Below are 25,318 nucleotides of genomic sequence, written 5' to 3'. Positions count from 1 at the left end.
CTCATAACACAAAGCCTTCCGCCCATACTAAAACAGACGACTCATCTCGTCTAAATATGGAAGGGGGACATTGCAATGGGTAAACGAAACAAATCAAAACGGTTTATTCAGCAAGGCAAGGACTCTGTCAGTCTTCATGACGCAAGATTTCCATATCGGTCTACATTAGAGGAAGCACAGCATGATGCAGCAAAAGATTCGGCTGAAAGGCAGGTTGACTTTTAATGAGAAACGAACTGTTTTCTCAAGCCAAGTCATTTGTCCAGCAGGCCGTCATGATTGCTAACGGTTTCGAGGACGGCGATCAGGAAAAAGCTGTCTCACGCGCCAAAAACGCCGTGTCTTCCGCGTACGCCAATTCGACGGATGCAGAACGTCAGCAGCTGCACCAATTTCAGGATCAGCTGGAGAAATTGCAATAAAAAAAGGCGCCCCGTTTAGACGAGGGCGCCGCTTTTTTATTTTACTTCAAATGTTTTTACCGTTTTCAGTCTTTTTCCGATCTGATCGGACTTCCCTAAAAACGTCACCGTCACCGTGTATGTTCCCGGACCGGGAACGTTCTTCCACACATCTGAAAAGTCATACGTTTCATTCGGCATTAAGGTCACGGTCTGAAACGCCTGAGTAAACATTTTGTCTTTTGAATAGCGGTACAATTCTTTGTGATGTTGGTCATGTACGGTCAATTCGAATTTCTGCCCTGAGCTGAATGTGAAATCGATCGGGCTGCCGCTCTTGTTTTTTAAAGACATTTGAAATTCGATCTGCTGATCCGTCTGCACAGGGTTTACGGCTAATTCCGCTTGCTGTTCATTCATCTCTCCGGATACCTCCTCAGCGGGCTCCTTCTGCCCGGATTGACTGCTGCATCCGATCAGTAAAATGACCGGTAATAACAGGCCAAACAGCCACTTCATTCTATCCGCTCCTATCAGTCTTTTCTGAAGAAACCAAAGATCCCCGTCGTTTGCACGATGTTTGTGAAGGCTTTCGGGTCGACTTCTTTCACGATTTTCTCAAGGTCATACAATTCGTACCGCGTGATGACGATGATCATCATTTCTTTCTGTTCGTTTGTGTAAGCGCCTTTTGCCGGCACCGTCGTAATGCCGCGGACCATTTTCCCGTAAATCGCTTCTTTGATTTCAACGGCTTTTTTCGTAACGATCATGGCGGTCAGTTTCATGTGGCGGGTGTGAATGGCGTCAATCACCCTTGTTGTGACATACAGAGCGACAAGGGTATATAATGCTTTCTCCCATCCTTGCAATAATCCTGCCGTCAAAATGATAATCCCGTTCAAAATGAAGAAATATGTGCCGACCGGCTTATCCTTCCATTTGGCCAGCACCATCGACACGATATCAAGACCGCCTGTCGAAGCGCCGAATTTCAGCGTTAAACCGATGCCGATAGCTGAGATGACTCCTCCGAATACGGTATTCAGAAGAATATCGTGCGACAGTCTCATTTCCGGGAGAATTCCCATAAAGACGGACGTCAGCGCTACGCTTAATATGCTGTATACAGTGAATGATCTGCCGACTTTCAGCCACCCTAACACACCGATGGGAATGTTTAAGAGGAACATGAGAACTCCTGTCGAAATATAAAAGGGGGCGTATTGATCAACGACGCTTGACAGCAGCTGGGCGACACCGGTAAAACCGCTGGCATATACATTCGCCGGTATCAGGAATAAATTCAGTCCCGCCGCATACAGAAACGCGCCGATGACGACGATTGCTAATTTTTTTGCTTGTTCTAGTACCATGGCTTGCTCCTCCGCTCATTTTCATTATTAGCTTTTCCCTTAAAATAAAGTTTTGAACACTATTTTGCCACATTTATATGATATAGTTGGCATCACTCTCACCAATCGGAAAGAAGGGAATTATGATGACAGTTCACCTTATTGCTGACAGCGCCTCTGACCTGCCGAAATCTTATATTGAAGAAAACCGGATCGGGTTCATTCCGCTGCACGTAACACTTGACGGAAACGAATATGAGGACACGGTCACCATTCAGGCGGATCATATATTTCAAGCGATGCGGGACGGGAAAGTTCCGAAAACATCCCAGGCATCACCGGATACGATAAAAAAAGTATTTTTACAATACGCGGAACTCGGAGACCCGGCGATATACATCGCCTTTTCCTCAGGTCTTTCCGGCACCTATCAGACGGCGGTGATGATCGCCAATGAAGTAAAAGAGGAATTTCCCGATTTTGATTTGCGGATTGTAGATTCCAAATGCGCTTCATTGGGCTGCGGCCTTGCGGTGATGCACGCGCAAACACTCTGTGTTAACGGGAATACAATACAAGAAATCGAAACGTCTGTAAAGAGCTTTTGCGCACGGATGAAACATATATTTACGGTCGATGATGTCGCTTATCTCGCGCGGGGCGGCAGAATTTCAAAAACGTCCGCTTTTGTCGGGGGGCTTTTGAACATCAAACCGATTCTGCATGTGGATGACGGCAGGCTCGTGCCGCTCGAAAAATTGCGCGGACAGAAGAAACTGTTTAAACGGATTATAGACATGATGAAGGAAGAAGGCGGCGATTGGGCGGATCAAACCGTGGGGATCAGCTATGCAGATAACGAGGAGACGGCGCTTCGGATGAAGGAAATGATTGAAGAAGCGTTCCACCCGAAAGAGATCATTCTTCATTCAATCGGCTCTGCGATCGGCGCGCACTCCGGGCCGGGCACACTCGCGATTTTTTTCCTGAAGCCATAATTTCAATGCGGGCGGGCATCCTAACGGACAGAAGGGAGGCTTTGCCGCATGAAAGATGATGACAAAAAACCGTTGGACAATAACGCCGTAAATCAGAAAAAGAACCGGCTTGCCGAAAAAAACCGGCAGGCGGGAAAAAACCAGAATTCCAAAAAACCGGACCATCTGTAAAAGCAAAACAGCCCTCTTGTGTATGAAGATAGAGGGCTGTTTTTTGTTCTATATGCGTCTAACATCACTTATCACGAATCCGCTTTCAGGCAATGCCGGCATTCTGGACAGGCTGAAGCTCAAATCTTGGGACGGAACATCGTACTCTATTTCATTGGCAAGAAACGCAAGGGAAGTTTTCATGACTTCCACGGTCATTCCCTCACCCGGACAGCGGTGGCCGTTAGCCGGATCACCTCCGCCCTGGGGAATGAAATCAAATTTATTTTCCTCCCGCCCCTGAAAACGTTCCGGGCGAAATTCATTCGGATTCTCCCAAAGCCGGGAATCATGGTTTGTCCCATATAGGTCAAGCATGACGGATGCACCCTTTTTAAACTCACAGTTCTTCCATACGAAATCTTTTTTCACAACGGCTCCTAAAAACGGGGCAAACGGGTAATACCGCCGAACTTCATGTGCAAATCTTTCGGCCTCCTGATCATCTCTCAATCTCAGTTTGCCCCGATATTCAGGGTAATCATGCAATGCAAGAGCTGAAAACGTAATGAAGTAAGAAATGGCGGCAATCGGGCGCAGAACATTAATCAGCTCAACAGCAGCCATGTGAGAATCAAGTCTGTTCCCGTCAAGTTCTGTATGAAAAGCCATTTCATACAAGGCTGAGCCCTCCGGCGTTTGCAGCTTGCCGGACCGCACATCCTCAATGACCTCCTCTATCCATTTCTCCGTTTTCAGCCTCGCCCTTCTGCCTTTCCAATGACGCGGTCCGACAGCGCCGAATGCGTCTACCATATCGGTGAAATCCTCCGCCCGCTCTTTCACTTCTGAGTCTTTCAGCGGGACGCCGGCCCACTCACAGGCAGCCCGGCACAGCACTTTCTTCGCTTCATCAAAAAGGACAATTCGGTTTGAACCCTCCCACTTTTCCGCAGATGCTTTCCACTGTTTTGCCACCGCTTCCGCAAGCCGTTTTTGCCGGGGCGGCGTCATCAGCGACATAAATAGAAGCTTCCTGTGCTTATGCCGTTCACCGTCCATTGACTGGATTGCCCCTGTTCCGAATAACGTTTTCTGCACCCGTTTGGGGAGGGCATGCTCCCGCTGAAATCGTTCTGTGTCATAAAAAAGCTTTGCGGCTTCCGCTCCGCTCATACAAATGAATGTCTTCCCTAATAAACGGGCGCGAAACACATCCGAGCGATAATTCTCCGCTCTGTTTTTCACAAATACATATCCATCGCGTAATAAAGCCAGACTATTATCAAGACCCTTATCATGCGGAATTTGTTCATTCATCCCGATTCCTCCCATCTTTTTTCACCTTTCACGAAAAAGAATAAATATAAACACAAGTATATTCAGTATTTGTGTTTCATTCAGAAGTTACTCATGTCAGGCTGCAAAAATCAGGGGCGGGCATAAGCCCGTTACAAAGTAAACCGGCGGACCTGATCGTTTAACCGCTCTGTCAGGCTCACCAGATTATCGACGCTTTCCGCCATTTTATGAAAAGAAGACAGCTGCTCAAGCGCGGAGGCAGAAATCTCTTCGCTTCCCGCAGCCGTTTCCTGAATAACGGCGCTGATGCTTTCGGCATGATGCAGCACTTGCTCACCAAGCTGTTTCGATTCGATGATCCGTCCGTCCAATTGAGTAAGCTCGGCTTTAATATGGGCGGCTTTTTGTTCAATATGGACGAATGATTCTGACGTTTTCTCCATCAGCTCCTGCTGTCTGTCCGCTAAAGCGACGCCGGTCGTGACAGCTCCGGTAATAGATGTGATGCCGTCTTCAATTTGCTTTACCATATCGAAAATCTGCGCGGTCGCTTTGGCTGATCCGTCTGCGAGCTTCCGTATCTCCTCGGCAACGACGGCAAATCCTTTTCCGGCCTCGCCTGCTCTGGCCGCCTCGATTGCGGCGTTTAATGACAGCAGATTGGTCTGGCCCGCAATGTCAGAAACGGTCTGCGCCATCATACTGATGCCTGCCGCATGCTCTATGAAGAGATCGGCGGCTTCGGAAATCTCTTTTGATGTCTCACTGCTTTTATCAATGGCTTGCTTGGTCTCGGCTAAAGCACCGCGCCCCGCAGCCACCGCCGCAATCGTCTCTTCGCTGCTTCTCGTCGTTTGTTTTGAACGTTCGGCATTCGCCTTTGAATGTTCATCCATTTGTTCAATGAATTGCACCGCATGCTGCAGATCTTCTGAAATGGTTTGGGAGCCTTGCGCCATTTCTTCCGTCGACACGGACACCTGCTCGGTCATGTCCTTCAGCGTCTGGTTTTCCTTCGTCAAACCTTCCGCGAAAGTCTCGACTTCACGGCCGACCTCTCCGATCGCCTGAATTAAGGTGCGGAGCTGTTCAGCCATCATTCCGAATGAGTCATTCAGCTCTTTCAGTTCGTCCTTCCCTTTATAATCAAGCATTTCAACAGCAAGGTTCCCTCCTGCAATACGACGGGCATTTTCAGCCATGCGGCGTATCGGCCCTGCAATTCTCTTCGTCAGCCTGATGGAAGATATGACGGTGACGGCAAGTATCACGATGGTCAGCACGGCTGCGCTGTAAACGATAAACTGAATCTGGTCAGCCGTCTGCTTCTGCATGTCTTCATAGTGATCCCGGCTTTTCAGATTCAGCATATAAATATCATTCAGAAGACCGTTGATGCGGGCCGCCGTCCTTGTCGCTTCAGCCGGGCTTTTCGAATCAAGAGCAGCGTCCGCCTCCGCCTGCCATGTTTCGTATTTTTTGGCGAGTTTGTCATAAGCAGCTTTGTCTGCACCGTCCGTCATCGTTTTTTTGAGCGCCGCCAGTTTGTCTGAGCTGCTTTTCATATAGCTTCGCACATCTTCTTTCTGGGCGTCTGCGAGCGTATAGGAATAGCCGGTGATGCTTTCTTTTAACGCATTAAGGTCAGCTTTTGCTTCCTGGACGTTTAACAGCGCGTCCACTTCATCTTCATTTGAAGCCTGAATCTTCATCATGTTTACAATGGTAAAGCCGATGACGGCGGCGAAGCAAATCATCGTAACGGCTGCGTTAACGAGCAGCCTTGTCCGTAATGTCACTTCAGATCGCCTCCTTTTTCAATCAGACTGTTTTTCATATCCGTGATCTTTTTCGCCAGCCCGCCTGCGTTTTTGACAACTCTGATCTTAGCTAAGTCCATGCCGTTTTCCTTCAGTCCGTAAACGATCTCTCCGCTTTTGATCTCCTTGTTGTCTTTTAAATCTTTCGCCAATTCATAGATGACATGGTCGACGTTTTTCACTAAAGAAGAGATAACCGCGTGCTCGGCGGTGTAATATTGATCACTGTCAACACCGATGGCGTATACTTTTTGCGCCTCCGCTTCTTTCAGTGCGCCGACGCCCGTGAAGCCGGCCGCCGTAAACAGGACATCGGCTTTTTTTCGGATCATGTTTTGGGCGATGCGCTTTCCGAGCTTATCATCATCAAACGTACCGCTGATGTCCGACAGTACGCGGATATTCGGTTTGACTGATTCCGCGCCTTTCAGATAGCCTTTCTTAAACCGTTTAATGACGTCGGCATCTGAACCGCCGATAAATCCGATCGTGCCGGTTTTGCTCGTCATGGCCGCCAGCGCTCCGGCTAAGAAGCTTCCTTCATCCTCTTTAAACGTGACGGAGGTGACATTATCCAGTCCTGATACGGAATCAATCAGCACAAACCGCTGCTTCGGATATTTTTTGGCCACCTTTTCTAAATCCGCCTGCATGCTGTAACCGAGCCCCACAACAAGATCATTGCCTTCCCGGACAAGCTGGGTCAGTCCTTTTTCGTATGTACCGGTGTCTTTTATTTCCCGATAATCAAATGTGATGCCGAGCTCGTCTCTCGCTTTCATCAAACCTTGAAAGCCTGAATCATTAAATGATTGGTCGCCGAGGCCGTTGTCTGTCAGCATGATGCCGATTGTTTTCGTTTTTTCGGCCGCCGTTTCCTCAGATTTGCCGGCACATCCCGCCGTGCTGAGCGCAATCAGCAGTACAGCCGCAAATATCGCCATTTTTCTCATTGAAACTCTCCTTTTGTTTTTTTCTATAGTTATATATCGGTTCGGATGTCAGAATATTTTATTTCAATAAAATATGTATGTTCGGCAGGATGTTAAACAAATGAGGGTATAGGAGCTTTTGAGAAAATAAAAAACATCGGTTTTGGTTCACCGATGTTTTTGCAGAAAATTTATTGTTTTTCGTATGTCCAGCCGTCTTCCTGATAGACCTTGCCGTTTTTCATCAGATGCCCGAGCGCCCGCTTAAAGGCGGCTTTGCTTAAATGAAACCGTTCGCGGATATCGTCAGGATGGCTTTTGTCTCCGTAAGGCATTGCGCCGTTTCTTGATCTCAGATAGGTCAGAATTTCTTCCGCGTCAACCGAAAGCGCATCCTGCTTTCTCGGCAGCAGGGACATGTTGACCGAGCCGTCTTCCTTCACCTCGATGACACGCCCTGTCACGCGGCTGCCGAGTCTCGGCTCTTCTTTTCTTTCTGAAGGGTGAATAAACGCGCGGATGCCTTCATCGGTAATCAGAAAAGAGCCTGATGCAATCAGTCTGTACACCGTACCCGTCAGGTCTTTATTCATGACGTCTTCCCCTGCATCCGTAAATAATTCACTGATGATATCTTCGGGTGCCGGCTTGGCAAACATGCGCCCGCGGCTTGTCACCTTCAGCATGCAATACAGTCTGTCTCCTTTTTGCGGCCAGACGGATTTGTACGGAGGCAGGTGCTCCGTTGCGACGAGCGCGTCTTTTGACAGACCGACGTCGACGAATACGCCCATATCTTCCACAGCGTCCGTCACTTCCACCCATCCGTAGTCATAAAAGCTGATGAGCGGCTTTTTCATCGTCGCCGCGAGTCTTTCCTGATGATCGACGTAAATAAATACGTCCACTTCATCTTTGTCTTCGATATCCTCTGTGATTTCACTGTTATGTAAAAGAACCGTATCCTCGCCGTCGGTTAAAAAATAACCGAAATCGGTTTGGTGATCTATACTAAGCGTGAGCTGCTGCCCTGGTCTCATGTTATCGTCCTTCCTGATTCGCCCGTATGAGGCTGATGTTTTTCTCATTTTTTCCAATATGCATAAATTCATGCCTTATGCTGTTGGACATTTCTCTTTATTCTACTATAATCAACTCATAAGTTAAATGTTATAGGAGGTTTTCTCATGGCAAAAGAAAGTTCTTTTGATATTGTATCGAAAGTTGAATTTCCCGAAGTGCAGAATGCGATTCAGATGACGCTGAAAGAAATCGGCACGCGCTATGACTTTAAAGGATCGAAAAGCGATGTAACTTTAGAAAAGGAAGAACTTGTCCTGATTTCTGATGACGAGTTTAAACTGAATCAGCTCAAAGATGTGCTGAGCGGCAAGCTGATCAAACGGGACGTGCCGACGAAAAACATTGAATACGGCAAAATCGAAAATGCCTCAGGGGGCACGGTGCGCCAGCGCGCGAAGCTTGTACAGGGCATTGATAAAGACAACGCCAAAAAAATCAACGCGGTGATCAAAAACTCCGGCTTGAAGGTCAAGTCGCAGATTCAGGACGACCAAGTGCGCGTCACCGGAAAAAATAAAGATGATCTGCAGCAGATTATCGCAGCCGTCCGCGGAGCAGACCTGCCGATTGACGTTCAATTTATTAATTTTAGATAAATTATGTGATTCCTATTGATTATTGTCTCTATTTTCGGTAAATTTGGAGAAAGGGATTTTCACAGTTAAGTTTTGGAAACCCATGACAATTACATGAACGTTCTTATCAAGAGAAGCCGAGGGACTGGCCCGACGACGCTTCAGCAACCGGTGTAGTGGTTTACCCAAACCATGACCAAGGTGCTAAATCCAGCAAGCTAAAAACAGCTTGGAAGATAAGAAGAGAGACAAATGATTACAAAGTCTTCTTCTTAAGAAGACTTTTTTTATTTCTCTTTTTTCCTTGCTGAATGTGACGAAGGAGGCAAACAATGGGACTATTACAAGACTTAAAAGAACGGATTTTAATCGGTGACGGCGCGATGGGCACTCTCCTCTATTCCTACGGCATTGACAGATGTTTTGAGGAACTGAACGTATCAAAGCCCGGAGAAATCAAGCGGATACATAAGGCTTACGTGGAAGCCGGGGCAGACATCATCCAGACAAATACGTACGGCGCGAATTTTATTAAGCTCTCAAGATACGGACTTGAGGATGAAACGAAAAAAATCAATCAGGAGGCGGTCAGAATCGCGCGCGCTTCCTCAGACGGCGCTTATGTATTGGGAACGATGGGCGGCATCCGCACCTTTAACAAAAACGCCTACAGCCTGGAGGAGATTAAACGCAGCTTTCGGGAGCAGCTTTATTTATTGCTGCACGAAGAGCCGGACGGTCTGCTTCTGGAAACATACTATGATTTAGAAGAGGCGCGTGAAGTGCTGAAGATCGCGAGAAAAGAAACGGAACTTCCGATTATGCTGAACGTATCCATGCACGAACAGGGCGTGCTGCAGGACGGAACGCCGCTTCGGGAAGCCCTCAGGTCAATTGCCGATCTCGGCGCTGACATAACGGGAATCAATTGCCGGCTCGGCCCGTACCACATGATTGAAGCGCTCACCGAAGTGCCGATTTTCCGTGACGCTTATTTATCGGTCTATCCGAACAGCAGCCTTCCGTCTTTAGAAGAAGGCCGGCTTGTTTATGATACGGACGATGCCTATTTCCGGGAGAGCGCCGTACAGTTCCGCACTCAGGGCGCGCGCATTATCGGCGGCTGCTGCGGTACGACGCCAAACCATATCAGAGCCATGGCTGAAGCGGTCCGCGGACTTTCTCCTGTCACTGATAAAGAAGTGAAAATCAGACGGGAAGAAGAAGTCATCTCAGTCCGCAACGAACGGACCGAGCCGGGTTTAAACGAAATCGCCGCTCAAAAACGGTCAATTATCGTAGAGCTTGATCCGCCGAAAAAATTGAATTTTGACAAATTTCTGCAAGCGGCGGCTGAATTAAAAGAAACCGGCATAGAAGCGCTGACGCTCGCCGACAATTCATTGGCGACACCGCGGATCAGCAATGCCGCCTGCGGTTCATTGCTGAAAGAGCGCCTTGATATCCGTTCTCTCGTCCACATTACATGCAGAGACCGCAACATCATCGGCCTTCAGTCACATTTAATGGGGCTGGATACGCTCGGGCTCACCGACATTTTAGCCATCACGGGCGATCCTTCAAAAATCGGCGACTTTCCGGGGGCTACCTCCGTCTATGATTTAACGTCCTTTGACTTGATCAGGCTGATTAAACAATTCAACGAGGGCATTTCTTTATCAGGGAAACCGCTCGGCAAGAAAACGAACTTTTCCGTAGCCGGAGCATTTAATCCGAATGTCCGCCACCTTGATAAAGCAGTAAAACGGCTGGAGAAAAAAATCGAGTGCGGAGCTGACTACTTCGTGTCCCAGCCTGTCTACTCGGAGCAGCAGCTCATTGACATTCATCATGAAACGAAACATCTCAAAACACCTGTGTATATCGGAATCATGCCGTTAACGAGCAGCCGCAACGCAGAGTTCATTCATCATGAAATCCCGGGCATTAAGCTGTCAGACAGCATCCGCGAAAAAATGGCGCTCGCCGGCGAAGACAAGCGAAAGCAGAAAGCTGAAGGCCTCGCCATCGCCAAGTCGCTTCTCGACACGGCGTGCGAACTGTTTAACGGAATTTATTTAATCACCCCGTTTCTCCGTTCTGATTTGACGTCAGAGCTTGCAGCTTATATTAAGCAAAAGGATGAAAAGCGGGCTGATGTATATTTGCATTGACGCGGAAGAGGCCGCCTGATATGACAGGCGGCTTTTTCATGGTACGATACAGAAAAAGAATCAAGCAAAGGAGGATTTTTTCATGGTTGAAGTAAAACCCATCACCGCAGAAGACACGTACGCGATCAGACACAGCGTGCTGCGCCCCCATCAGACGATTGAGGATTGTAAATATGATCAGGACAGCGTCAAAGGAGCCTTTCATCTCGGAGGTTTTTACGACGGGACATTGATCAGCATCGCTTCTTTCTACCCGCAGAACCAGCAGGCGTTACAGGCAGCGCCCGCCTACCAGCTGCGCGGCATGGCGACGCTTGAGGAATACCGGACGCAAAAAGCGGGAAGCACGTTAATCGCCTATGCAGAACGAAAACTGGCAGATATGGGGGCGGCGCTTGTCTGGTGCAACGCCAGATGTCACGTAAAGGGATATTACGAAAAGCTCGGCTGGAAAAGCACGGGCAGCCCCTTTGACATACCCGGCATCGGCCCGCATGTGATCATGTATAAAGAACTCGCCTGAAACAGACAAATGCCCTTGGGGACATGTCTCTAAGGGCATTACCCTGAATGTCACGTCTGCTTTTATATGCGGTACTATTGACGCCCTCCCGCTTTTTTAATACCCTTTGTACATTACGCAACAGCAAGGATGGCAGGCAGAAAACGATATCTGTCAATTGCCGATTCAGCTATTATGTTTAGAAAAGGAAGTATGAGATGAATACGATCCAAAAACCAAAAATCCCGAAAGAATTGCCGGTGCTTTCTTTCACAGAAGCGCTTCAGGACGACCTCATAAAAGAAGTCGTCATAGAAAACGCCGTCGTAAACAGCAAACTGGACGGCCTGCGCGCCGAAAAAGTCATTTTCAGAAACACCGTTTTTACGGATGTCTCTTTCAGACATATGGAATGTACGGATGTCCTGTTTGACAAATGTGATGTCTCAAACGCTGATTTCAGCAGAAGCATCATCCATAGAACGGCGTTTCAGCATTCAAAACTTCTCGGCTTGAATCTGGCGGATTCCGCCATGCGTCATGTACGGTTTGAAGACTGCCTCGCAAATTACAGCTCCTTCAGCTATTCCAATATGAAGCATGTCCGGTTTGACACGTGCGCTCTTACAGAAAGCGAGTGGAATGATGCCGTTCTTGAATACACAGATCTTGACGCCTGTGATTTGAACGGCGCAAACTTCATCGGCACGTCTCTTTTTAATATGGATATCAGCACGTGCACATTTGATCACCTGCACGTCTCACTTGAGAAGCTGAAAGGATGCCGCATCTCTCCGGCGCATGCCGTTACATTCGCAGAAGCGCTCGGAGCCATTGTGACGTGATCTTTTATTAAACGAAACGGCGGGCGATGTCCTCTATCGTTTGAATGCCTTTTTCCAAGTCCGGTAAGGATGCGTATGAATAGGAAAGACGCAGGCTTTGCCGGTCTTCGGGAAGATAAAGAGCTCCCGGATTGATCAGCACGCCGGCCTCCAAGGCACGGGTGAAAAGCGTCTGAACGGCGATTGCTTGATGAAAAGTGACCCAAATATAAAAGCCCCCCTCCGGCACACGCCACTCCGCAATATCTCCCGCGTATCTTTCAAGAGAACGCAATGCCGCATCTCTTCTGATTTTAAGTTCCTTTCTGAGACGCAAAAGGCGCGCTTCATAGCGGCCGCTTGACAGCCATTGACATGCCGCCCATTGAGATAAAGCACTGGAGCCGTAATCCGTCTGCATTTTAATATCGGCGAGCCTGTCTGCAACCGGCTCAGGGGCGACGACCCATCCGATGCGCAGACCCGGGCTTACGGTTTTTGACAGCGTGCCGATATACAGTACATTCCCCTCACCGTCCATCGATTTTAACGGAGGCGGCGGTTCTTTATCGATCCATAAATCACCGTATGCGTCATCTTCAATGACAGGCAGACGGTGATTTCTTGCGAGCGCGATGAGTTCCTTCCGCCGCTTAAGTGACATTACCGTTCCGGTCGGATTATGGAATGACGGAATGGTGTACAGCAGCCCTGCTTCGTATTGCCGCCGGTAAGCGGGAAGATGATCCGTTTTCATTCCGCTCCCATCCATCGGCACTCCCTTAAGCCTGACGCCCGCTGATTGAAACACACGCAGAGAATGGAGATACGACGGGTTTTCAGTCAGCATGACGGAGTTTGGCTTTAACAGCCCGATTGAAATGAGCTGAAGCGCCTGCAGCGCGCCTGAGACGATTACGATGGATGTTGGGGACGCGTGAATCCCCTTTGTTTTCAAATGTTCCGCGACGCTTTGCCGAAGCTGCAGGCTGCCTTTCGGTTCTTCATAGCCGAGCGCAAAAATGTTAGTTCCCGCTTCACGGAACAGTTCGGCCATCTCCTGCTCAGGCAGCAGCTCTTGACTCAGTTCACCCGTCCCCAGCCTGATCAGATCCGGACGCGGCTCGTTTTGATTAATGGCCTGAATCAAGGATGAATTCGGCTGATGACTCCCCGATGTAACGTATGTGCTCCAATCAAGGGGCTTAGCCGCTGCCATGATGCTCCACGTATTGTTGACGACCTTTGTGCCTCCCCCTCTTTTTCCTTCCAGAAGACCTTGGGCGATTAACTCATCAACTGCTGCCGTCACTGTGCTTCGGTTGACCTGAAGCTCCTCGGCGAGCTTTCTTTGTGAGGGAATTTTCGTGCCGATGGTCCATTCGCCATGAAGTATTTTTTCTTTTATATGCTGTTCGATCTGGAGATAAAGCGGTATGTGCGACTCCCGATCCGGACGCCAGCTGTTCATACGTCATCCCTCCTTCTTTATTTATTATACATTTGGCTGGTTCAAGTACCAGCCAAATGGCCGGAGACATCAGCACACAGTGCGGCTACAATGAGATTTAGTTGACGATTGGAGGGTTTTACGAAATGAATGCCATTCTTCACGGAGTGATGCTCGCTTTCGGCCTTATTTTGCCATTGGGCGCGCAAAACGTGTTTATTTTTCACCAGGGAGCCTGGCAAAAACATGTGTGGCAGGCATTTCCCGCAGTGATTGCCGCCGCGGTATGCGATACGATTCTCATCAGCGCGGCCGTCGCAGGCGTGTCAATGATTATTGCAGAGATTCCCGTTTTTCAGACCGTCATGCTTATAGGCGGCTTTTTGTTTCTCAGTTTTTTAGGCTGGCAGACTTGGAGAAGCAAACCGCAGGCCGAACAGGCGAGAAAAACGGTTTTCACGGCAAAAAAACAGGCGGTCACGGCCGTCATGGTATCCCTTTTGAACCCGCATGCGATTTTGGATACCGTCAGTGTCATCGGCACAAGCTCCGCCGCCTATCCGGGAATTGATAAATGGCTGTTTGCCGGTGCTTGTATCGCGGTTTCCTGGGTATGGTTCGCCGGACTGGCATTCGCGGGACGGCTCGTTCAAACGGCGGATACAGGAGGCCGGCTCCTCGGCATCCTGAATAAATGCTCGGCATTGGTGATGTGGGGTGCTGCTTTTTATTTTGCGGCGCTTTTGTTTCGATAAAAGGAATTCGGCCAGGCCATGTTGAATGTACCGGAAGAAGAGGGGGAATTGGAATGTCAGACATTTTAAAGCTGTATCACTACCACAGATGGGCAAATGAGCAAGTTATTCAGCATCTGAAGACGCTGCCCGCGGTCAGCTTACAGCAGAAACTGAAAAGTGTTTTTCCGACTGTGAACGCCGTGCTTGTGCATATATACCGGGCTGATTACATTTGGCTTCACGTGCTTTACGGAGAAACTTTCGAACAAATCGTCTCGCAGTTTGATCAATTTGAAAAGCTTGACGGAGATTTTGAGGCGATTGAACATAGAATGACTGAACTGGACAAAGAATTCAGCGAATTTTTAAAAGAAATGGAGAACCCGGAAGGTCCGATCTCTATTTCTCATCCGCGCCTGGGGACGCTTCAGACGACATATGCCGATGTGATCCGGCATGTTGTGAATCACGGCACATACCATCGCGGCAATATCACCGCGATGCTTCACCAAATGGGCTATAAAGGCGTGCCGACTGACTACATTTTTTTCTGATACGAATCATAAAAAAGCAAAGGCCTCCCGGGCCTTTGCTTTTTTACTTCGAATCTATCATAATCCGATATAGCCGGAGACGCCCGCTTTTTCGGCCACATCGTAAATTGTCATTTTCATGCTTACCGATCCCTCTTTTGTTCTCTGGTTTTAGGTCAGTCCGTTTTCCGGCTTACGAATTTGCGGTATTCAAGCGGCGAAATGCCTTCAATCTGTTTAAACAGTTTGGAAAAATAGGTTGGGTCCTCCATACCGATGGCGTCCGCTATCACCCCCATTTTGTCATTGGTTGCGGACAAAAGACGTTTCGCCTCCGTCATTCTGACTTTGTTCGTATACTGGCCGGGCGTGACGCCGAGCACCTGCTGCATACAGCGGGTCACGTAGTCTTGGTTGTAATGAAGAGCCGATGAAAGCGCTTTGATGGTTGTTTTCTCCTTGTAGTGCTCCTGCAGGTACCGGGCGGCCTCCCATGCGACTCTTTCCTTTGCGGACGGGATTTGGAACGCTTCCTTCTGAAGATGGAGCAGCAGCTCTTCAAACAGAATCTGCTTTCTGAGCGGCAGGTCGGAATTCTCGGCGCTGTCATCTGTCAGCACACTGAATTGCCCGGCCATAAACTGCGGGCGTCTCACCTTCCCTTTTTGCGGCAGGGACAGGCGGTAGCGGGACGGCTCTTCAAAGCTCCCTTTTTTTCGCCTCAGCTCCGACCAATTGTTCCCGGTTGTTTCCGCCATCTCATAATCCGCTCCCTCAAAATGAAGCCACGAATAGGATGTCGTTTCTTCACTGCCTTTTGTCCCGTAATGTTCAAGCCCGGGAGAAAGCAGAATATATTCTCCGGCTTCAACGGAAAAGGCGTTTTCGTCTTCTGTAATGTAGAGGACGCCTTCTTTCACATACAGCAGATCAAACACCGGGAAGACCCGTCTCACATGGGTTTCGCCTTTTTTGAATACTCCTTCTCCCGCAGCGATAAAGACCGGGAACGGAGGAACTGTGAACTCGAGAAAGGACATATTTTCGGCCCTCCTTTTTAAGTCGGATTTTTGCAAGAAGTTTCGTTTCTCTCCCTTTTTATTATAAGAAAATGGAGGTACACTTTTAAACGTTGATTTTGTCAGGAAAGGGGTTAAAAGAAATGAAACAAGCGATTTTAAAACGGGCTGCGTTCAAACAATCCTCTGATCACAAACTCTCATTATACGCGCTGACTTGGCCGATATTTATTGAGGTTTCATTATATATGTTTATGGGAAACGCCGACACTCTTATGCTTAGCCAATACTCTGACAACAGTGTGGCGGCCGTGGGTGTCAGCAATCAGATTTTAAATTTAATTATCGTGATGTTCAGCTTTATCGCAACGGGTACGACAATTGTGATTTCACAGTTTTTAGGATCTAAACAGAAAAAAGAGGCGCAGGAAGTGGCTTATGTATCAATAGGAGCGAACTTTGTCATCAGTCTCGCCATCAGCGCCGCCATATTTTTTGCGGCCGTTCCGCTGCTTCATGTGATGGGTCTTTCCAATGAATTGATGCCGGATGCCAAAGTCTTTTTGCAGGTGGTCGGCGGGCTGTCCTTCATTCAGGCTTTGATTATGACGTTCAGCGCCATTTTAAAAAGCTACGGTCATACGAAGGATACGATGTTCGTTACGATCGGGATGAATATTTTAAATATTGCCGGAAACTTTCTTGTCATTTTCGGGCCGCTCGGCCTTCCGGTGTTAGGCGTCGCCGGTGTTGCGATGTCAACGTCCTTCGCGCGGATCATCGGGCTGATCGCGATGATTGTGATCGTCAAAAAACGCATCGGACTCGGTCTGACATGGCAAAAGATTTTTCACGTCCATAAAGAGCACTTGCGGAAACTCCTGAAAATCGGGATTCCGTCTGCCGGCGAACAGCTGTCTTACAACATTTCGCAAATGGTTGTCACTTATTTTATCGCCATTATGGGCGCTCAGGCGCTTACAACAAAGGTTTATACACAAAACATCACCATGTTTATCCTGCTGTTCGGAACGGCGATCAGCCAGGGCACACAGATTTTGATCGGCAGATATATCGGCGCCAAACGGTTTGACGACGCTTATGACCGCTGCATGAAAAGTCTGTACTGGGCGCTTGGCATTGCCGCTTTGACATCCGTGATCATGACTTTGTTTTCAAAGCAGCTGATCGGAATTTTCACAAGCAGCCCTGACATTATTGCGACGGCGAGCATGCTGATCGCCATGACGATCATTCTTGAGCCCGGCCGTTCATTCAATGTCATTATCATCAACTCGCTGCGGGCTGCCGGAGATGCAAAATTTCCCGTCTACATGGCGATGATTTCCATGTGGGGTATCGGACTGCCGCTCGCTTATCTGTTCGGCATTCATTTCGGATTAGGGCTTATGGGCATCTGGATTTCATTTATCGCAGATGAATGGGTCAGAGGCATTCTTATGTACAGAAGATGGCGGTCGCGGATTTGGATTCAAAAAGGGATTGCATAAACGCCCGAAGCTTCGTTATGAAGCTGGGCGTTTTTTTATGCTTGTGAAAGCCGTTGTCTCATGTCACCGAGCTCTGACCGGTAATGTGTGAGCAAGCCGGTAACGGCGGGCCTTGAGTATAACGGAAACAGCTCCAGCTCTTCAGACGCCTCCTCGAAATACGCCTCGGCCTCGAATGCGATGTACTCCCATACATTCATAAAAGCTTTGTTGACGGTATGGCTCTCCAGTTCTTCTTCCGTATAGCCGAATTGCTTCATCACCTGGCGCGGGAGACGCTTTTTCGCCCGCTCGTCCGTATGGACCTCCAGAAGCACCCGGGTCAGCTGAATGGCTGCTCCTAATGAAACGGCTGCATGGCGGAGTTTCTCTTGGTTCCGGCGCGCACAAACCGGCAGCAGCAGCAGGCCGAGGGCTCCGCCTGTTTGGCCCGCATACATCAGCAGGTCATCAAACTCTTGATACGTTACTTTTTCTCTGTCAGAGATTTGGCCGGCGATAAACTCACGTAACGGCTCTTCTTCAAGCGCAAATTGCTGCCGCACATCGGCGAGCGCCTCCCACAAAAAGCCGTCGGCGCGGGACCCGTTCAGAAAGTCTTGTGCCGCCTGTTCAAATCCTCCAAGTTCCTGCACATCAAGCCGGTCAGCTTCGTGAAACAAAGCAAGCACCGCCCATGCGGCCCGCCTGTTTTTTGGCGGCAGGGATGAGAAAGTCCGTTTATATAAAGGAAAGTGCGCCTCGGCAAGCTGGGCGCATGTTTCGTATTCGGTCATGGTATCACTCCTCTGTTTTTTAGTGTACCATATGTTTCACAATAAAAAGACCGATATCCTTCAGCGGAAACCGGTCGCGGCACTGTTATTCTTCTATATCGATACGGTACGCCTCAAACCATGTATGGATCTGGGCAAGATGGGCGATCAGCTGCGGGCCTTTCATCAGCTGGCCGAACCACGGAACCTGAAAAGATGAACCTTCTGTCTCCAGCAGCATTTCCAGCTTCTTTCTGTCAAGCAGGGTGTGAAGCACGGAATCTTTCTGTTGTAAAATCGTTTTCAGCCATTCTGTGACCCCCTGCGTGTATTTCGGGTGATGCGTTTTCGGATAAGGGCTTTTTTTGCGGTACAAAATATCTTCAGGAAGCAGTCCTTCAAGCGCTTTTCGCAATATGCCTTTTTCCCGGCTGCCATGCATTTTCATTTCCCAAGGAATATTCCAAACGTATTCCACAAGTCTGTGGTCGGCGAACGGCACCCGTACTTCAAGACTTGCGCCCATGCTCATGCGGTCTTTGCGGTCGAGCAGATTTGTCATAAACCAAAGCATATTTAAGTAGAACAGCTGCCGTCTCGCTTTATCTGTTCCCGTCTCACCGTCTAACAGCGGCGTTTCCGCAATGGTTTCTTCATATCTCGCATTCACGTATTCTCTAAGATTCAGCCGTTTTTGCCACTTTTCATCCAAGAGCGTGACCCTCTCCTCAGTCGACCTCATCCAAGGAAATCCGTCTTCTTCTGCCGCGGTGTGAAACCACGGATATCCGCCGAAAATTTCGTCCGCGCATTCTCCGGAAAGGCTCACGACAAAATCTTTTTTAATTTCCCGGCAGAACCATAATAGCGAGGAATCAACATCAGCCATGCCCGGCAGGTCTCTGACGAGAACGGATTCCTCCAGATGTTCAACCAGCTGATCCTGCGTAATCACGCACTTATGATGCTGTGTGCCGAATGCATTTGTCATTTTATCGATCCACGGGCCGTCATCATTCGGCTGAAAGGCGCTCGCTTTAAAAAATTTGCTGTTCTCCTCATAATCAATTGAATAAGTATGAAGGGGATCTCTGCCTTGTTTCTCAAAATGAGCGGCGGCTATCGCGGTTATCGCGCTCGAATCAAGCCCCCCTGATAAAAACGTGCAAACCGGCACGTCAGATACGAGCTGGCGTGTCACTGCATCCTGAAATAAGTACCGAATGTGAGCCGCTGTTTCATCGAAGCTGTCTGTATGCTTTTCGCTCTTTACATTCCAATAACGCCATATGGACAAACCGTCCTTTGAGAAAGTGAACGCATGGGCGGGACGCACCTCGTGAATTCCTTTAAACACCCCGCAGCCCGGAGTTCTGGACGGCCCGAGTCCGAATACTTCCGCAAGTCCGCCGCTGTCTGTGCGGGCTTTCACATCAGGATGAGCAAGAATGGCTTTCAATTCCGACCCAAACAGAAAGGAAGAGCCGTGTTCTTTATAAAAAAACGGTTTGACGCCGAGCCGGTCTCTTGCCCCGAACAGCCGCTTGCGCTTTTCATCCCAGATGGCAAAAGCGAAAATACCGTTCAAGCGGTCCACGCACTCCTCCCGCCACTCAATATAGCTGTGCAGCAGCACTTCTGTATCAGAGGTCCTCTCAAAACGGTGGCCCCTCGCCTGAAGCTCCTTCCGCAATTCCTCCGTGTTATACAGCTCGCCATTATAAATGATGGTGTACGTTTCCTCCTGATGCGTGCAGGCCATCGGCTGGCGGCCGCCTTCAATGTCAACGACCGAAAGTCTTTTATGTCCGAATAAAACATGGGGCTCTCCCCAGACGTTTGAATCATCAGGTCCTCGTTTTGAAAGAGTGTCTATCATATTGTTCATAATATGTTTCTCTTGGACGAGCTGCTTTTGAAAATTGACCCAACCCGCAATTCCACACATGTGATATCAGCTCCAATCCCGTTTCTGTCGGTATCAAATTCGTTTCTATCAGCACTTTACCCAGTTTATGCAAAGAAACGCAGATAGTTGATTTGTCCCACTAAGAGTTGTATGAGACAAGCCCGATTTGGAAAGAACGGAAGAGAAGAAACAAACAAAGGAGACCGGCACGGTTATGAAACGAAAACAGCTTTTCTCAGAAAAAAACAAATGGGGTCGCGGCACCCTGATGATAGAGGACGGCATCTGCCTCGTCGAAAACGATGAAGGCGATATCCTGCTGGCAGACAGTCTAGGAAACGCAGACGTATTGATGAAACGCGGCGGCAGATGGCAGCCGGCACGGATTTGCGGCGGTGCGGCCGAAATCGGCGCAGACACCATCCCCCTGCTCGGCGGGGAAGAAATCCGTTATGAAAAGGCGGTCAAACGGCCGCTGTTAACCTTGCTCGATTCGCTGGACGATGAAACGTTTCTGCTGTTTCTCAGCCATCTTCACGGGTTCGGCCTGTCTGTATATGATTGCGTATTTTCCTACAATCAGGCGCTGTTTTCCGGTGAAGGCGTTTCGTTTTATCACTTCTCGGCGGATGAAGCACAATGCGCCCTGCAGCATCACCGCGGCAGCTCGGGCAAACACGACAGATTTGAATGGACGGCATCTGACGGGCGGCGCTCCATTATGTATTCAGCGGCAAGACAAGACGGCACCGCGTAACAAACAGGCGGCACCTTTTAAATAGGTGCCGCCTGATGTATTTAGCTTTGTTTTTCACGCTGATTGACGCCCGGCGTTTGCTTTGACCCTTCACAGCCGCAGCTTTTGCGGTAGCAAGAGTGATTGACGCTTTTGGCATCCTGCAAATCTCCTTCGCCTCATCAACATCCCCCTGTCACGGCATTTCTCATTCAGCGGCACAGTTGCGCAGAATGTATGCGCAACTAAAAAAACCCGGATGCATCCGGGTTTTTCAAGCGATTGATTAAAATACGTGAAAGCCGATCGGCAAGTGAAGGCCGAGCAGCACTGTCAGGACGAGCACGATAATAAAACCGATCCACAGTCCGCCGGTTGATTTGCCTTTTTTCTTGCGGATGACGAGCATTTCCATCAGTCCGATGGTAATGATGCCGAGCAGCATTTTTCCGGCGTACTCTCCGTTCCAATTCGCAAAACGGACAAAAAGCTCAGCTCCGGTCAGAATAATAATAATGTAGAATAAGCGCAGAATCATATGCGTAATTTTTGCGCCCTTCGCTTTTCCGGAACCGTACAGCCCGTAGCTGACAAATACCAGGATAAGCGCAACGACCCATGAAGTAATATGCCAATGTGTCATTATGTTCAATTCCCCCTATCAGATCAATCTGCCTCACTTATGGTACCACAACAAGCCGATCGGAGCATTATCAATCGTGCGAAAGACACACAATTATCCGATTTGGTTCGACAGCGTGCCGATCGGTTCAATTGTAATGTCAATGCGGTCCCCCGGCTTTAAAAATTTCGGCGGCTTAAACCCTTTTCCGACACCGGACGGCGTCCCCGTCGCTATAATGTCACCAGCTTCAAGCGTCATTCCTTTTGACAGCGTTTCGATTAATTCAGCTATCGGAAAAATCATGTCACCCGTTGATCCTGATTGGCGCAGTTCTCCGTTCACCCGCGTTTCAACTTTAAGGCTTTGCGGATCACTGACGGCCGACTTATGTACAATGACCGGGCCCATCGGGCATGTCGTATCGAGGCTTTTGCCGATAAAAAACTGTTTATGTTTCTTCTGCAGATCGCGCGCTGTTATATCATTTACAATTGTATAGCCGAATATATGATCAAGCGCATGTTCTTTCGAGATGTGCGATCCGCTTTTTGATATGATTACCGCAAGCTCCCCTTCATAATCAAGCTGCTCTGTTACGTCCAAGTGGCTGTCCACTGTTTCTCCGTGTCCTGTAACGGCAGCGGGGGCTTTCGTAAAAACCATGGGATGCTCCGGTATATCAGCCTCACTCCCCATTTCAACAGCATGATCACGATAATTTTTCCCGATGCAGATCACGTTCTTTGAAGGTCTCGGAATAGGCGCGCAAAGCTTTACGTCAGACAGCGCATACATAAATGAACCCGACTCGTCATTCGGTTTTTTCGCCCATTCCGCAAGCTGTCCGGCATGCGCGACAAACTTATCTCCTTTTTGAATGCACTCGATCAGCGAACCCGGAATCGTCTCAAGTTCAAACAATTTTTTTTCAGCCTTTTGCAGATCTAAGATTTTGTCATCATCAATGATCAGACCGACAAATGTTCGGCTGTTCAGTTCCCCTGTCGCAAATTTCATGTTAATCCCCCATCATTTTTAAATCTGGCATTCCTTTATGTATTCTTCCTCCGGGCGGGAAATTCCTCTTTTAAACAGGCTGAAAATAAGTGTAAAAGAGTATCAAAAATTGTCACTTTTTTAGTCATATTGACGAAATAAAACCTTCTTGGCCAAAATGGGTTATACTATTGTCATCCTATGTTTTCCAAAATAATCGAGAATTGGAGATCACACGATGAACAAAATTGAAGAAAAAAGATTAACTTTATTCGAGACAGCGCAAAAATTCGGAATCAATGCAACGGAGACCATCAGGTGCAGCCAGGAGCTGGACAGCCTTTTAAACGGGTGCCGGGGCGGGCTCATCCAACAAACGAAAGACAGCGGGCTGAACCCGGCCGCACAGATTGAGCACGGCCGCACCGCAGGAAAAAAAGAGGCTTTCTCATAAACGTGATATGTATATAAATCTGTATCATTTATGTATAAGACCCGGCATGCGTAAAGCGCCGGTGTTTTTACGTCTAAAGTTTTTTCCGCTCACAAAAATGTGCATTTGTCATAAGCTATTTTAGGCAGGCAGCCCAGATAAGCTCCTGGAGTGCAGTCATGAAAATCTTCACGAAAAGGATGTGCTCGTATGCCCGCAATTGTCGGAGCGTTTAAAATTAATGCCGTCGGTACGAGCGGAGTCGTTCATATAGGCGACTGCATCACCATTTCTCCAAAAGCAGAGGTTAAGACATTTGCCGGAGCGGGCAGCTTCAATACCGGAGACAATCTCACACTGACGAATTACAGGAATTCAACGAATGTGTACGATAATGATGTAATCGATCAGCCGATGGCAGGAAACGCATAAAGGAGGCGCCGTATGAATTTTTACGTCAATCAGTCGATCCATATCAATTACATGCGTGTAGAATCTGTCAGCAATTCCTCCATACTGCAAATCGGAAGCGCCGGTTCAATTAAATCTCTTTCCAATCTGTACAACACAGGGAGTTATGTTGAGCCGGCGCCGCCTGTCACCGCGGGGCAGCAGACTGTAACAACAGGGGGAGGTCCCGGCACCTCATCATTTGTACCGCTCCAGCCGCCAAGCCGGTAGTTTTAATGAAGGAAACGAGACGCGAGGTGAATGTCATGTATGATCAATCCGTTTCATCCTACCTGCAGAATTTAAATTCTTTCGTCCAGCAGCAGGCGCAGCAGATTCAGGAGCTCGAACGGCAGCTGAAAGAATTCCAAAATGAAATTTCAACGCTGAAGCAGCAGCCTTCTACAAGAATCGATCGGCTCGAGTATAAATTTGATCAGCTGAAAATTGAACGGCTGGAAGGAACGCTGAATATCGGATTGAATCCGACTGATCCGAATGCCGTGCAAAACTTCGAAGTCGGCCAGACATCTCCGCAGGTCGGAATGATGCAGCAGGAACAGGCGGGCCAGCAAATGCAGCAAATCCGCCAAAACGTCGATATGTACCTGAATGAAGAAATCCCCGCGCTTTTAGAGCAGCTCGAAACTCAGTATGAGAGCAGGCTGGACGAAACGAACAAATATCATATTATTGAAGATATCAGAAAGCAGATGGACAGCCGGATTCAGTATTATCTGTCCCATGTCCCGAAAGAAGAAAACACGGCGCCCGCGCAATATGCCGAGCAGATTGCCGAACATGTGAAGCGTGATATTGTCAGAGCCGTCGAGCACTTTATTAAGCACATACCTGGTGAAATGAAAGGTGATGATCCGTCATGATTTTTACAGTGATTAACCGGAATATTGAAGTCGGCGACATCCGGTCTACCGGTGTGTCCAGTTCTTCCTTATTATTAATCGGCGACACCGATTCCGTCTATCTGTCTTCCATCTTTGACACGCCTCCGGAATCTCTTATTATCGGGCCTTATGTGCCGCTGGCGCCGGAATAATGTTAAAGCGCATTTCACGCCTCCGGAACGCCAAAATCAATTCAGTCGGGATTGCGAGTGTCTTTCAAGCAGGCGATACGAATGAAATCAATATGCGGATCAAAGTATTGGCCGATCAGCGTACTATTGCCTTATACAGAGATGATGAAGGCTCATTTAACAAAAAAGAATACCAGATCTTTCGGCAGCCGGCCGTCATGCCGTTACCGGAAACGGGAGTCCAAAGCGCATTCTGCCATGAAAACCCTTCAATTCGGGTAAGGAATGTGAAAGTTCAAGGGGTATCGTCAGCGTCCGTGGTTCAAGTCGGATCGACGTCGATCGTTCTGGGAGATTCGCGGCTGAAACATATTAGGCAGATTGTCACACCAAGCTCACAATCACAGCAGCCCTGACATATAATGACGGTGAGACTTCTATAAAGGGTGTCGTTTATGCCAGCAATTACCGGACCTATAGCTATCAATTCCATATCGGGCGGAGTCGTAAACTTTGGTGATTCCTTTTACCTTTCTCCAAAAAGCTCTTCTAAATCTGCGCTCGGTTCGGGAGCAGGCAATACCGGAGATTTCCTGTTATTAAACAACGTTGTCAATGCGACAAACTATATAGACCCCGATGTCAGCGATCAAAATGTGGTCGGAAACGCCTAAAAAGCAGCCGCTCTTTCAGAAGAGGGCTGCTTTTGGTTCAGCGTTATTTTCGTTCATTTGCTTTTTTTGTTTTTACAAGCTTTTCCGGCGGCTGTTTTCTGATCCATTTCACAAACCGCGCGAGTTTCGGGTCACGCCGCAGCTCTTCTATTCCCGCGAGCCTTGCCGCAAGCTCCTGATTCGTATAGAGAGCGTGAACCTGTTTATGACAAGGGATGCAGAGCATTGCGGTCGGAAAGAATGTCCCGCCTTCTTCCTTAGGCGTTAAGTGGTGCTCCGTCAGCCGTACATGATGGCGGCCGCATAATTCACATGTGCCCTCGGCAGAATCGGCCATG

32 protein-coding genes and 1 riboswitch are annotated in these 25,318 nt (G+C 48.5%); of the genes, 19 read left to right on the top strand and 13 right to left on the bottom strand.

Translation table 11 applies throughout. From position 1 onward, the window contains the following. Window positions 1-75 precede the first annotated feature (75 nt). Entirely contained in the window at window positions 76-225 is a 150-nt protein-coding gene (locus tag JNUCC21_RS05575) for a hypothetical protein (RefSeq protein ID WP_003155094.1), read from the top strand. After that, window positions 225-422, top strand: a complete 198-nt coding sequence (locus tag JNUCC21_RS05570) for a DUF3813 domain-containing protein (protein WP_003155097.1) — start codon at window positions 225-227, stop codon at window positions 420-422. Before JNUCC21_RS05575 ends, JNUCC21_RS05570 begins: the two co-directional genes overlap by 1 nt. 36 nt (window positions 423-458) lie before the next feature. On the opposite strand, the gene JNUCC21_RS05565 is transcribed toward JNUCC21_RS05570, so the two are convergent. Beyond that, window positions 459-920 (bottom strand): BsuPI-related putative proteinase inhibitor, encoded by a 462-nt coding sequence (locus JNUCC21_RS05565; RefSeq protein WP_007409142.1) that lies wholly within the window; start codon window positions 918-920, stop codon window positions 459-461. Window positions 921-934: 14 nt separating this feature from the next. Then, window positions 935-1,777 carry a YitT family protein gene (locus JNUCC21_RS05560; protein WP_369878671.1) on the bottom strand — a complete coding sequence of 281 codons (843 nt, stop codon included), beginning with the start codon at window positions 1,775-1,777 and terminating at the stop codon, window positions 935-937. A 125-nt stretch (window positions 1,778-1,902) separates the two neighbouring features. Between JNUCC21_RS05560 and JNUCC21_RS05555 the strand changes: the two genes are divergently transcribed. Both JNUCC21_RS05555 and JNUCC21_RS05550 read left to right on the top strand, forming a co-directional pair. Next, a complete protein-coding gene (locus JNUCC21_RS05555) occupies window positions 1,903-2,754 on the top strand; it encodes a DegV family protein (RefSeq protein WP_007409144.1) in 852 nt (283 codons plus the stop codon). Window positions 2,755-2,802: 48 nt separating this feature from the next. Then, the gene (locus JNUCC21_RS05550; RefSeq protein ID WP_003155105.1) at window positions 2,803-2,925 is read left to right on the top strand and encodes a hypothetical protein; all 123 of its coding nucleotides are present in this window, start codon (window positions 2,803-2,805) and stop codon (window positions 2,923-2,925) included. A 48-nt stretch (window positions 2,926-2,973) separates the two neighbouring features. Here the strand turns inward: JNUCC21_RS05550 and JNUCC21_RS05545 are convergent, their stop codons facing one another. The 4 genes from JNUCC21_RS05545 to JNUCC21_RS05530 all read right to left on the bottom strand — a co-directional run bounded on the left by JNUCC21_RS05545 (window position 2,974) and on the right by JNUCC21_RS05530 (window position 8,046). After that, window positions 2,974-4,224 (bottom strand): cytochrome P450, encoded by a 1,251-nt coding sequence (locus JNUCC21_RS05545; RefSeq protein WP_369878670.1) that lies wholly within the window; start codon window positions 4,222-4,224, stop codon window positions 2,974-2,976. Window positions 4,225-4,355: 131 nt separating this feature from the next. Further along, entirely contained in the window at window positions 4,356-6,005 is a 1,650-nt protein-coding gene (locus JNUCC21_RS05540; RefSeq protein WP_369878669.1) for a methyl-accepting chemotaxis protein, read from the bottom strand. After that, on the bottom strand, window positions 6,002-6,979 hold the full coding sequence (locus JNUCC21_RS05535) for a BMP family protein (protein WP_369878668.1): 978 nt from the start codon (window positions 6,977-6,979) through the stop codon (window positions 6,002-6,004). The genes JNUCC21_RS05540 and JNUCC21_RS05535 overlap by 4 nt, the downstream gene beginning before the upstream one ends. A 170-nt stretch (window positions 6,980-7,149) precedes the next feature. Beyond that, window positions 7,150-8,046 (bottom strand): S1 RNA-binding domain-containing protein, encoded by an 897-nt coding sequence (locus tag JNUCC21_RS05530; RefSeq protein ID WP_171006743.1) that lies wholly within the window; start codon window positions 8,044-8,046, stop codon window positions 7,150-7,152. 99 nt (window positions 8,047-8,145) lie between these two features. Here JNUCC21_RS05530 and JNUCC21_RS05525 point away from each other — a divergent pair, with 99 nt between their 5' ends. From JNUCC21_RS05525 to JNUCC21_RS05510, 4 genes are all read left to right on the top strand, one after another. Further along, entirely contained in the window at window positions 8,146-8,637 is a 492-nt protein-coding gene (locus JNUCC21_RS05525; RefSeq protein ID WP_012117263.1) for a YajQ family cyclic di-GMP-binding protein, read from the top strand. A gap of 100 nt (window positions 8,638-8,737) precedes the next feature. After that, a riboswitch (SAM riboswitch) is annotated at window positions 8,738-8,859 on the top strand. Window positions 8,860-8,948: 89 nt separating this feature from the next. Beyond that, window positions 8,949-10,790 carry a bifunctional homocysteine S-methyltransferase/methylenetetrahydrofolate reductase gene (locus JNUCC21_RS05520; RefSeq protein WP_369878667.1) on the top strand — a complete coding sequence of 614 codons (1,842 nt, stop codon included), beginning with the start codon at window positions 8,949-8,951 and terminating at the stop codon, window positions 10,788-10,790. An 82-nt stretch (window positions 10,791-10,872) separates the two neighbouring features. Next, complete coding sequence (locus JNUCC21_RS05515; protein ID WP_007409151.1) at window positions 10,873-11,313, top strand: GNAT family N-acetyltransferase; 441 nt, start codon at window positions 10,873-10,875, stop codon at window positions 11,311-11,313. A 197-nt stretch (window positions 11,314-11,510) separates the two neighbouring features. Further along, complete coding sequence (locus JNUCC21_RS05510) at window positions 11,511-12,137, top strand: pentapeptide repeat-containing protein (RefSeq protein ID WP_072588971.1); 627 nt, start codon at window positions 11,511-11,513, stop codon at window positions 12,135-12,137. Between the two features lie 7 nt (window positions 12,138-12,144). Here the strand turns inward: JNUCC21_RS05510 and JNUCC21_RS05505 are convergent, their stop codons facing one another. Continuing rightward, window positions 12,145-13,587, bottom strand: a complete 1,443-nt coding sequence (locus JNUCC21_RS05505) for a PLP-dependent aminotransferase family protein (protein ID WP_150941110.1) — start codon at window positions 13,585-13,587, stop codon at window positions 12,145-12,147. A 125-nt stretch (window positions 13,588-13,712) separates the two neighbouring features. Here JNUCC21_RS05505 and JNUCC21_RS05500 point away from each other — a divergent pair, with 125 nt between their 5' ends. Both JNUCC21_RS05500 and JNUCC21_RS05495 read left to right on the top strand, forming a co-directional pair. Continuing rightward, window positions 13,713-14,321, top strand: coding sequence for a LysE/ArgO family amino acid transporter (locus tag JNUCC21_RS05500; protein WP_043021316.1), 609 nt, complete (start codon window positions 13,713-13,715; stop codon window positions 14,319-14,321). A 53-nt stretch (window positions 14,322-14,374) separates the two neighbouring features. Further along, complete coding sequence (locus JNUCC21_RS05495) at window positions 14,375-14,857, top strand: DinB family protein (RefSeq protein ID WP_369878666.1); 483 nt, start codon at window positions 14,375-14,377, stop codon at window positions 14,855-14,857. Between the two features lie 155 nt (window positions 14,858-15,012). Here JNUCC21_RS05495 and JNUCC21_RS05490 read toward each other — a convergent pair whose 3' ends face one another. Further along, window positions 15,013-15,876 carry an AraC family transcriptional regulator gene (locus tag JNUCC21_RS05490; RefSeq protein ID WP_072588969.1) on the bottom strand — a complete coding sequence of 288 codons (864 nt, stop codon included), beginning with the start codon at window positions 15,874-15,876 and terminating at the stop codon, window positions 15,013-15,015. Window positions 15,877-15,998: 122 nt separating this feature from the next. Here JNUCC21_RS05490 and JNUCC21_RS05485 point away from each other — a divergent pair, with 122 nt between their 5' ends. Then, on the top strand, window positions 15,999-17,366 hold the full coding sequence (locus JNUCC21_RS05485; protein WP_003155121.1) for an MATE family efflux transporter: 1,368 nt from the start codon (window positions 15,999-16,001) through the stop codon (window positions 17,364-17,366). A 35-nt stretch (window positions 17,367-17,401) separates the two neighbouring features. Here JNUCC21_RS05485 and JNUCC21_RS05480 read toward each other — a convergent pair whose 3' ends face one another. Beyond that, a complete protein-coding gene (locus JNUCC21_RS05480) occupies window positions 17,402-18,142 on the bottom strand; it encodes a squalene/phytoene synthase family protein (RefSeq protein WP_025284536.1) in 741 nt (246 codons plus the stop codon). 85 nt (window positions 18,143-18,227) lie between these two features. Continuing rightward, entirely contained in the window at window positions 18,228-20,069 is a 1,842-nt protein-coding gene (asnB, locus tag JNUCC21_RS05475; protein WP_369878665.1) for an asparagine synthase (glutamine-hydrolyzing), read from the bottom strand. A gap of 175 nt (window positions 20,070-20,244) precedes the next feature. On the opposite strand from asnB, the gene JNUCC21_RS05470 reads away from it, so the two are divergent. Then, complete coding sequence (locus JNUCC21_RS05470; RefSeq protein WP_043021380.1) at window positions 20,245-20,787, top strand: DUF2777 family protein; 543 nt, start codon at window positions 20,245-20,247, stop codon at window positions 20,785-20,787. 265 nt (window positions 20,788-21,052) lie between these two features. Here the strand turns inward: JNUCC21_RS05470 and JNUCC21_RS05465 are convergent, their stop codons facing one another. Continuing rightward, window positions 21,053-21,409, bottom strand: a complete 357-nt coding sequence (locus JNUCC21_RS05465) for a YisL family protein (RefSeq protein WP_007409161.1) — start codon at window positions 21,407-21,409, stop codon at window positions 21,053-21,055. A gap of 93 nt (window positions 21,410-21,502) precedes the next feature. Further along, the gene (locus JNUCC21_RS05460; protein ID WP_031378473.1) at window positions 21,503-22,408 is read right to left on the bottom strand and encodes a fumarylacetoacetate hydrolase family protein; all 906 of its coding nucleotides are present in this window, start codon (window positions 22,406-22,408) and stop codon (window positions 21,503-21,505) included. A 217-nt stretch (window positions 22,409-22,625) separates the two neighbouring features. Here JNUCC21_RS05460 and JNUCC21_RS05455 point away from each other — a divergent pair, with 217 nt between their 5' ends. The 7 genes from JNUCC21_RS05455 (at window position 22,626) to JNUCC21_RS05425 (ending at window position 24,980) form a co-directional block, all read left to right on the top strand. Beyond that, on the top strand, window positions 22,626-22,841 hold the full coding sequence (locus JNUCC21_RS05455; RefSeq protein WP_007409163.1) for an aspartyl-phosphate phosphatase Spo0E family protein: 216 nt from the start codon (window positions 22,626-22,628) through the stop codon (window positions 22,839-22,841). A gap of 189 nt (window positions 22,842-23,030) precedes the next feature. Further along, window positions 23,031-23,252 carry a spore germination protein gene (locus JNUCC21_RS05450; protein WP_003155135.1) on the top strand — a complete coding sequence of 74 codons (222 nt, stop codon included), beginning with the start codon at window positions 23,031-23,033 and terminating at the stop codon, window positions 23,250-23,252. Between the two features lie 12 nt (window positions 23,253-23,264). Further along, window positions 23,265-23,501 carry a spore germination protein GerPB gene (locus tag JNUCC21_RS05445; RefSeq protein WP_007409164.1) on the top strand — a complete coding sequence of 79 codons (237 nt, stop codon included), beginning with the start codon at window positions 23,265-23,267 and terminating at the stop codon, window positions 23,499-23,501. A 35-nt stretch (window positions 23,502-23,536) separates the two neighbouring features. Continuing rightward, window positions 23,537-24,154: a spore germination protein GerPC gene (locus JNUCC21_RS05440; protein WP_003155139.1), complete on the top strand. Its 618-nt coding sequence runs from the start codon at window positions 23,537-23,539 to the stop codon at window positions 24,152-24,154. After that, a complete protein-coding gene (locus tag JNUCC21_RS05435; RefSeq protein ID WP_003155141.1) occupies window positions 24,151-24,327 on the top strand; it encodes a hypothetical protein in 177 nt (58 codons plus the stop codon). The genes JNUCC21_RS05440 and JNUCC21_RS05435 overlap by 4 nt, the downstream gene beginning before the upstream one ends. Next, the gene (locus JNUCC21_RS05430; RefSeq protein WP_072588968.1) at window positions 24,327-24,722 is read left to right on the top strand and encodes a spore germination protein GerPE; all 396 of its coding nucleotides are present in this window, start codon (window positions 24,327-24,329) and stop codon (window positions 24,720-24,722) included. Before JNUCC21_RS05435 ends, JNUCC21_RS05430 begins: the two co-directional genes overlap by 1 nt. A 39-nt stretch (window positions 24,723-24,761) precedes the next feature. After that, window positions 24,762-24,980, top strand: a complete 219-nt coding sequence (locus JNUCC21_RS05425) for a spore germination protein (RefSeq protein ID WP_003155143.1) — start codon at window positions 24,762-24,764, stop codon at window positions 24,978-24,980. A 43-nt stretch (window positions 24,981-25,023) separates the two neighbouring features. On the opposite strand, the gene JNUCC21_RS05420 is transcribed toward JNUCC21_RS05425, so the two are convergent. Beyond that, on the bottom strand, window positions 25,024-25,317 hold the full coding sequence (locus tag JNUCC21_RS05420) for an HNH endonuclease (RefSeq protein WP_136396255.1): 294 nt from the start codon (window positions 25,315-25,317) through the stop codon (window positions 25,024-25,026). Window position 25,318 lies beyond the last annotated feature (1 nt).

The sequence above is a fragment of the Bacillus sp. JNUCC-21 genome (assembly GCF_041222765.1).
GTDB classification, from domain to species: domain Bacteria; phylum Bacillota; class Bacilli; order Bacillales; family Bacillaceae; genus Bacillus; species Bacillus velezensis.
Note: the sequence above shows the minus strand (reverse complement) of the source record. Positions and strands in the feature narration are given on the sequence as shown.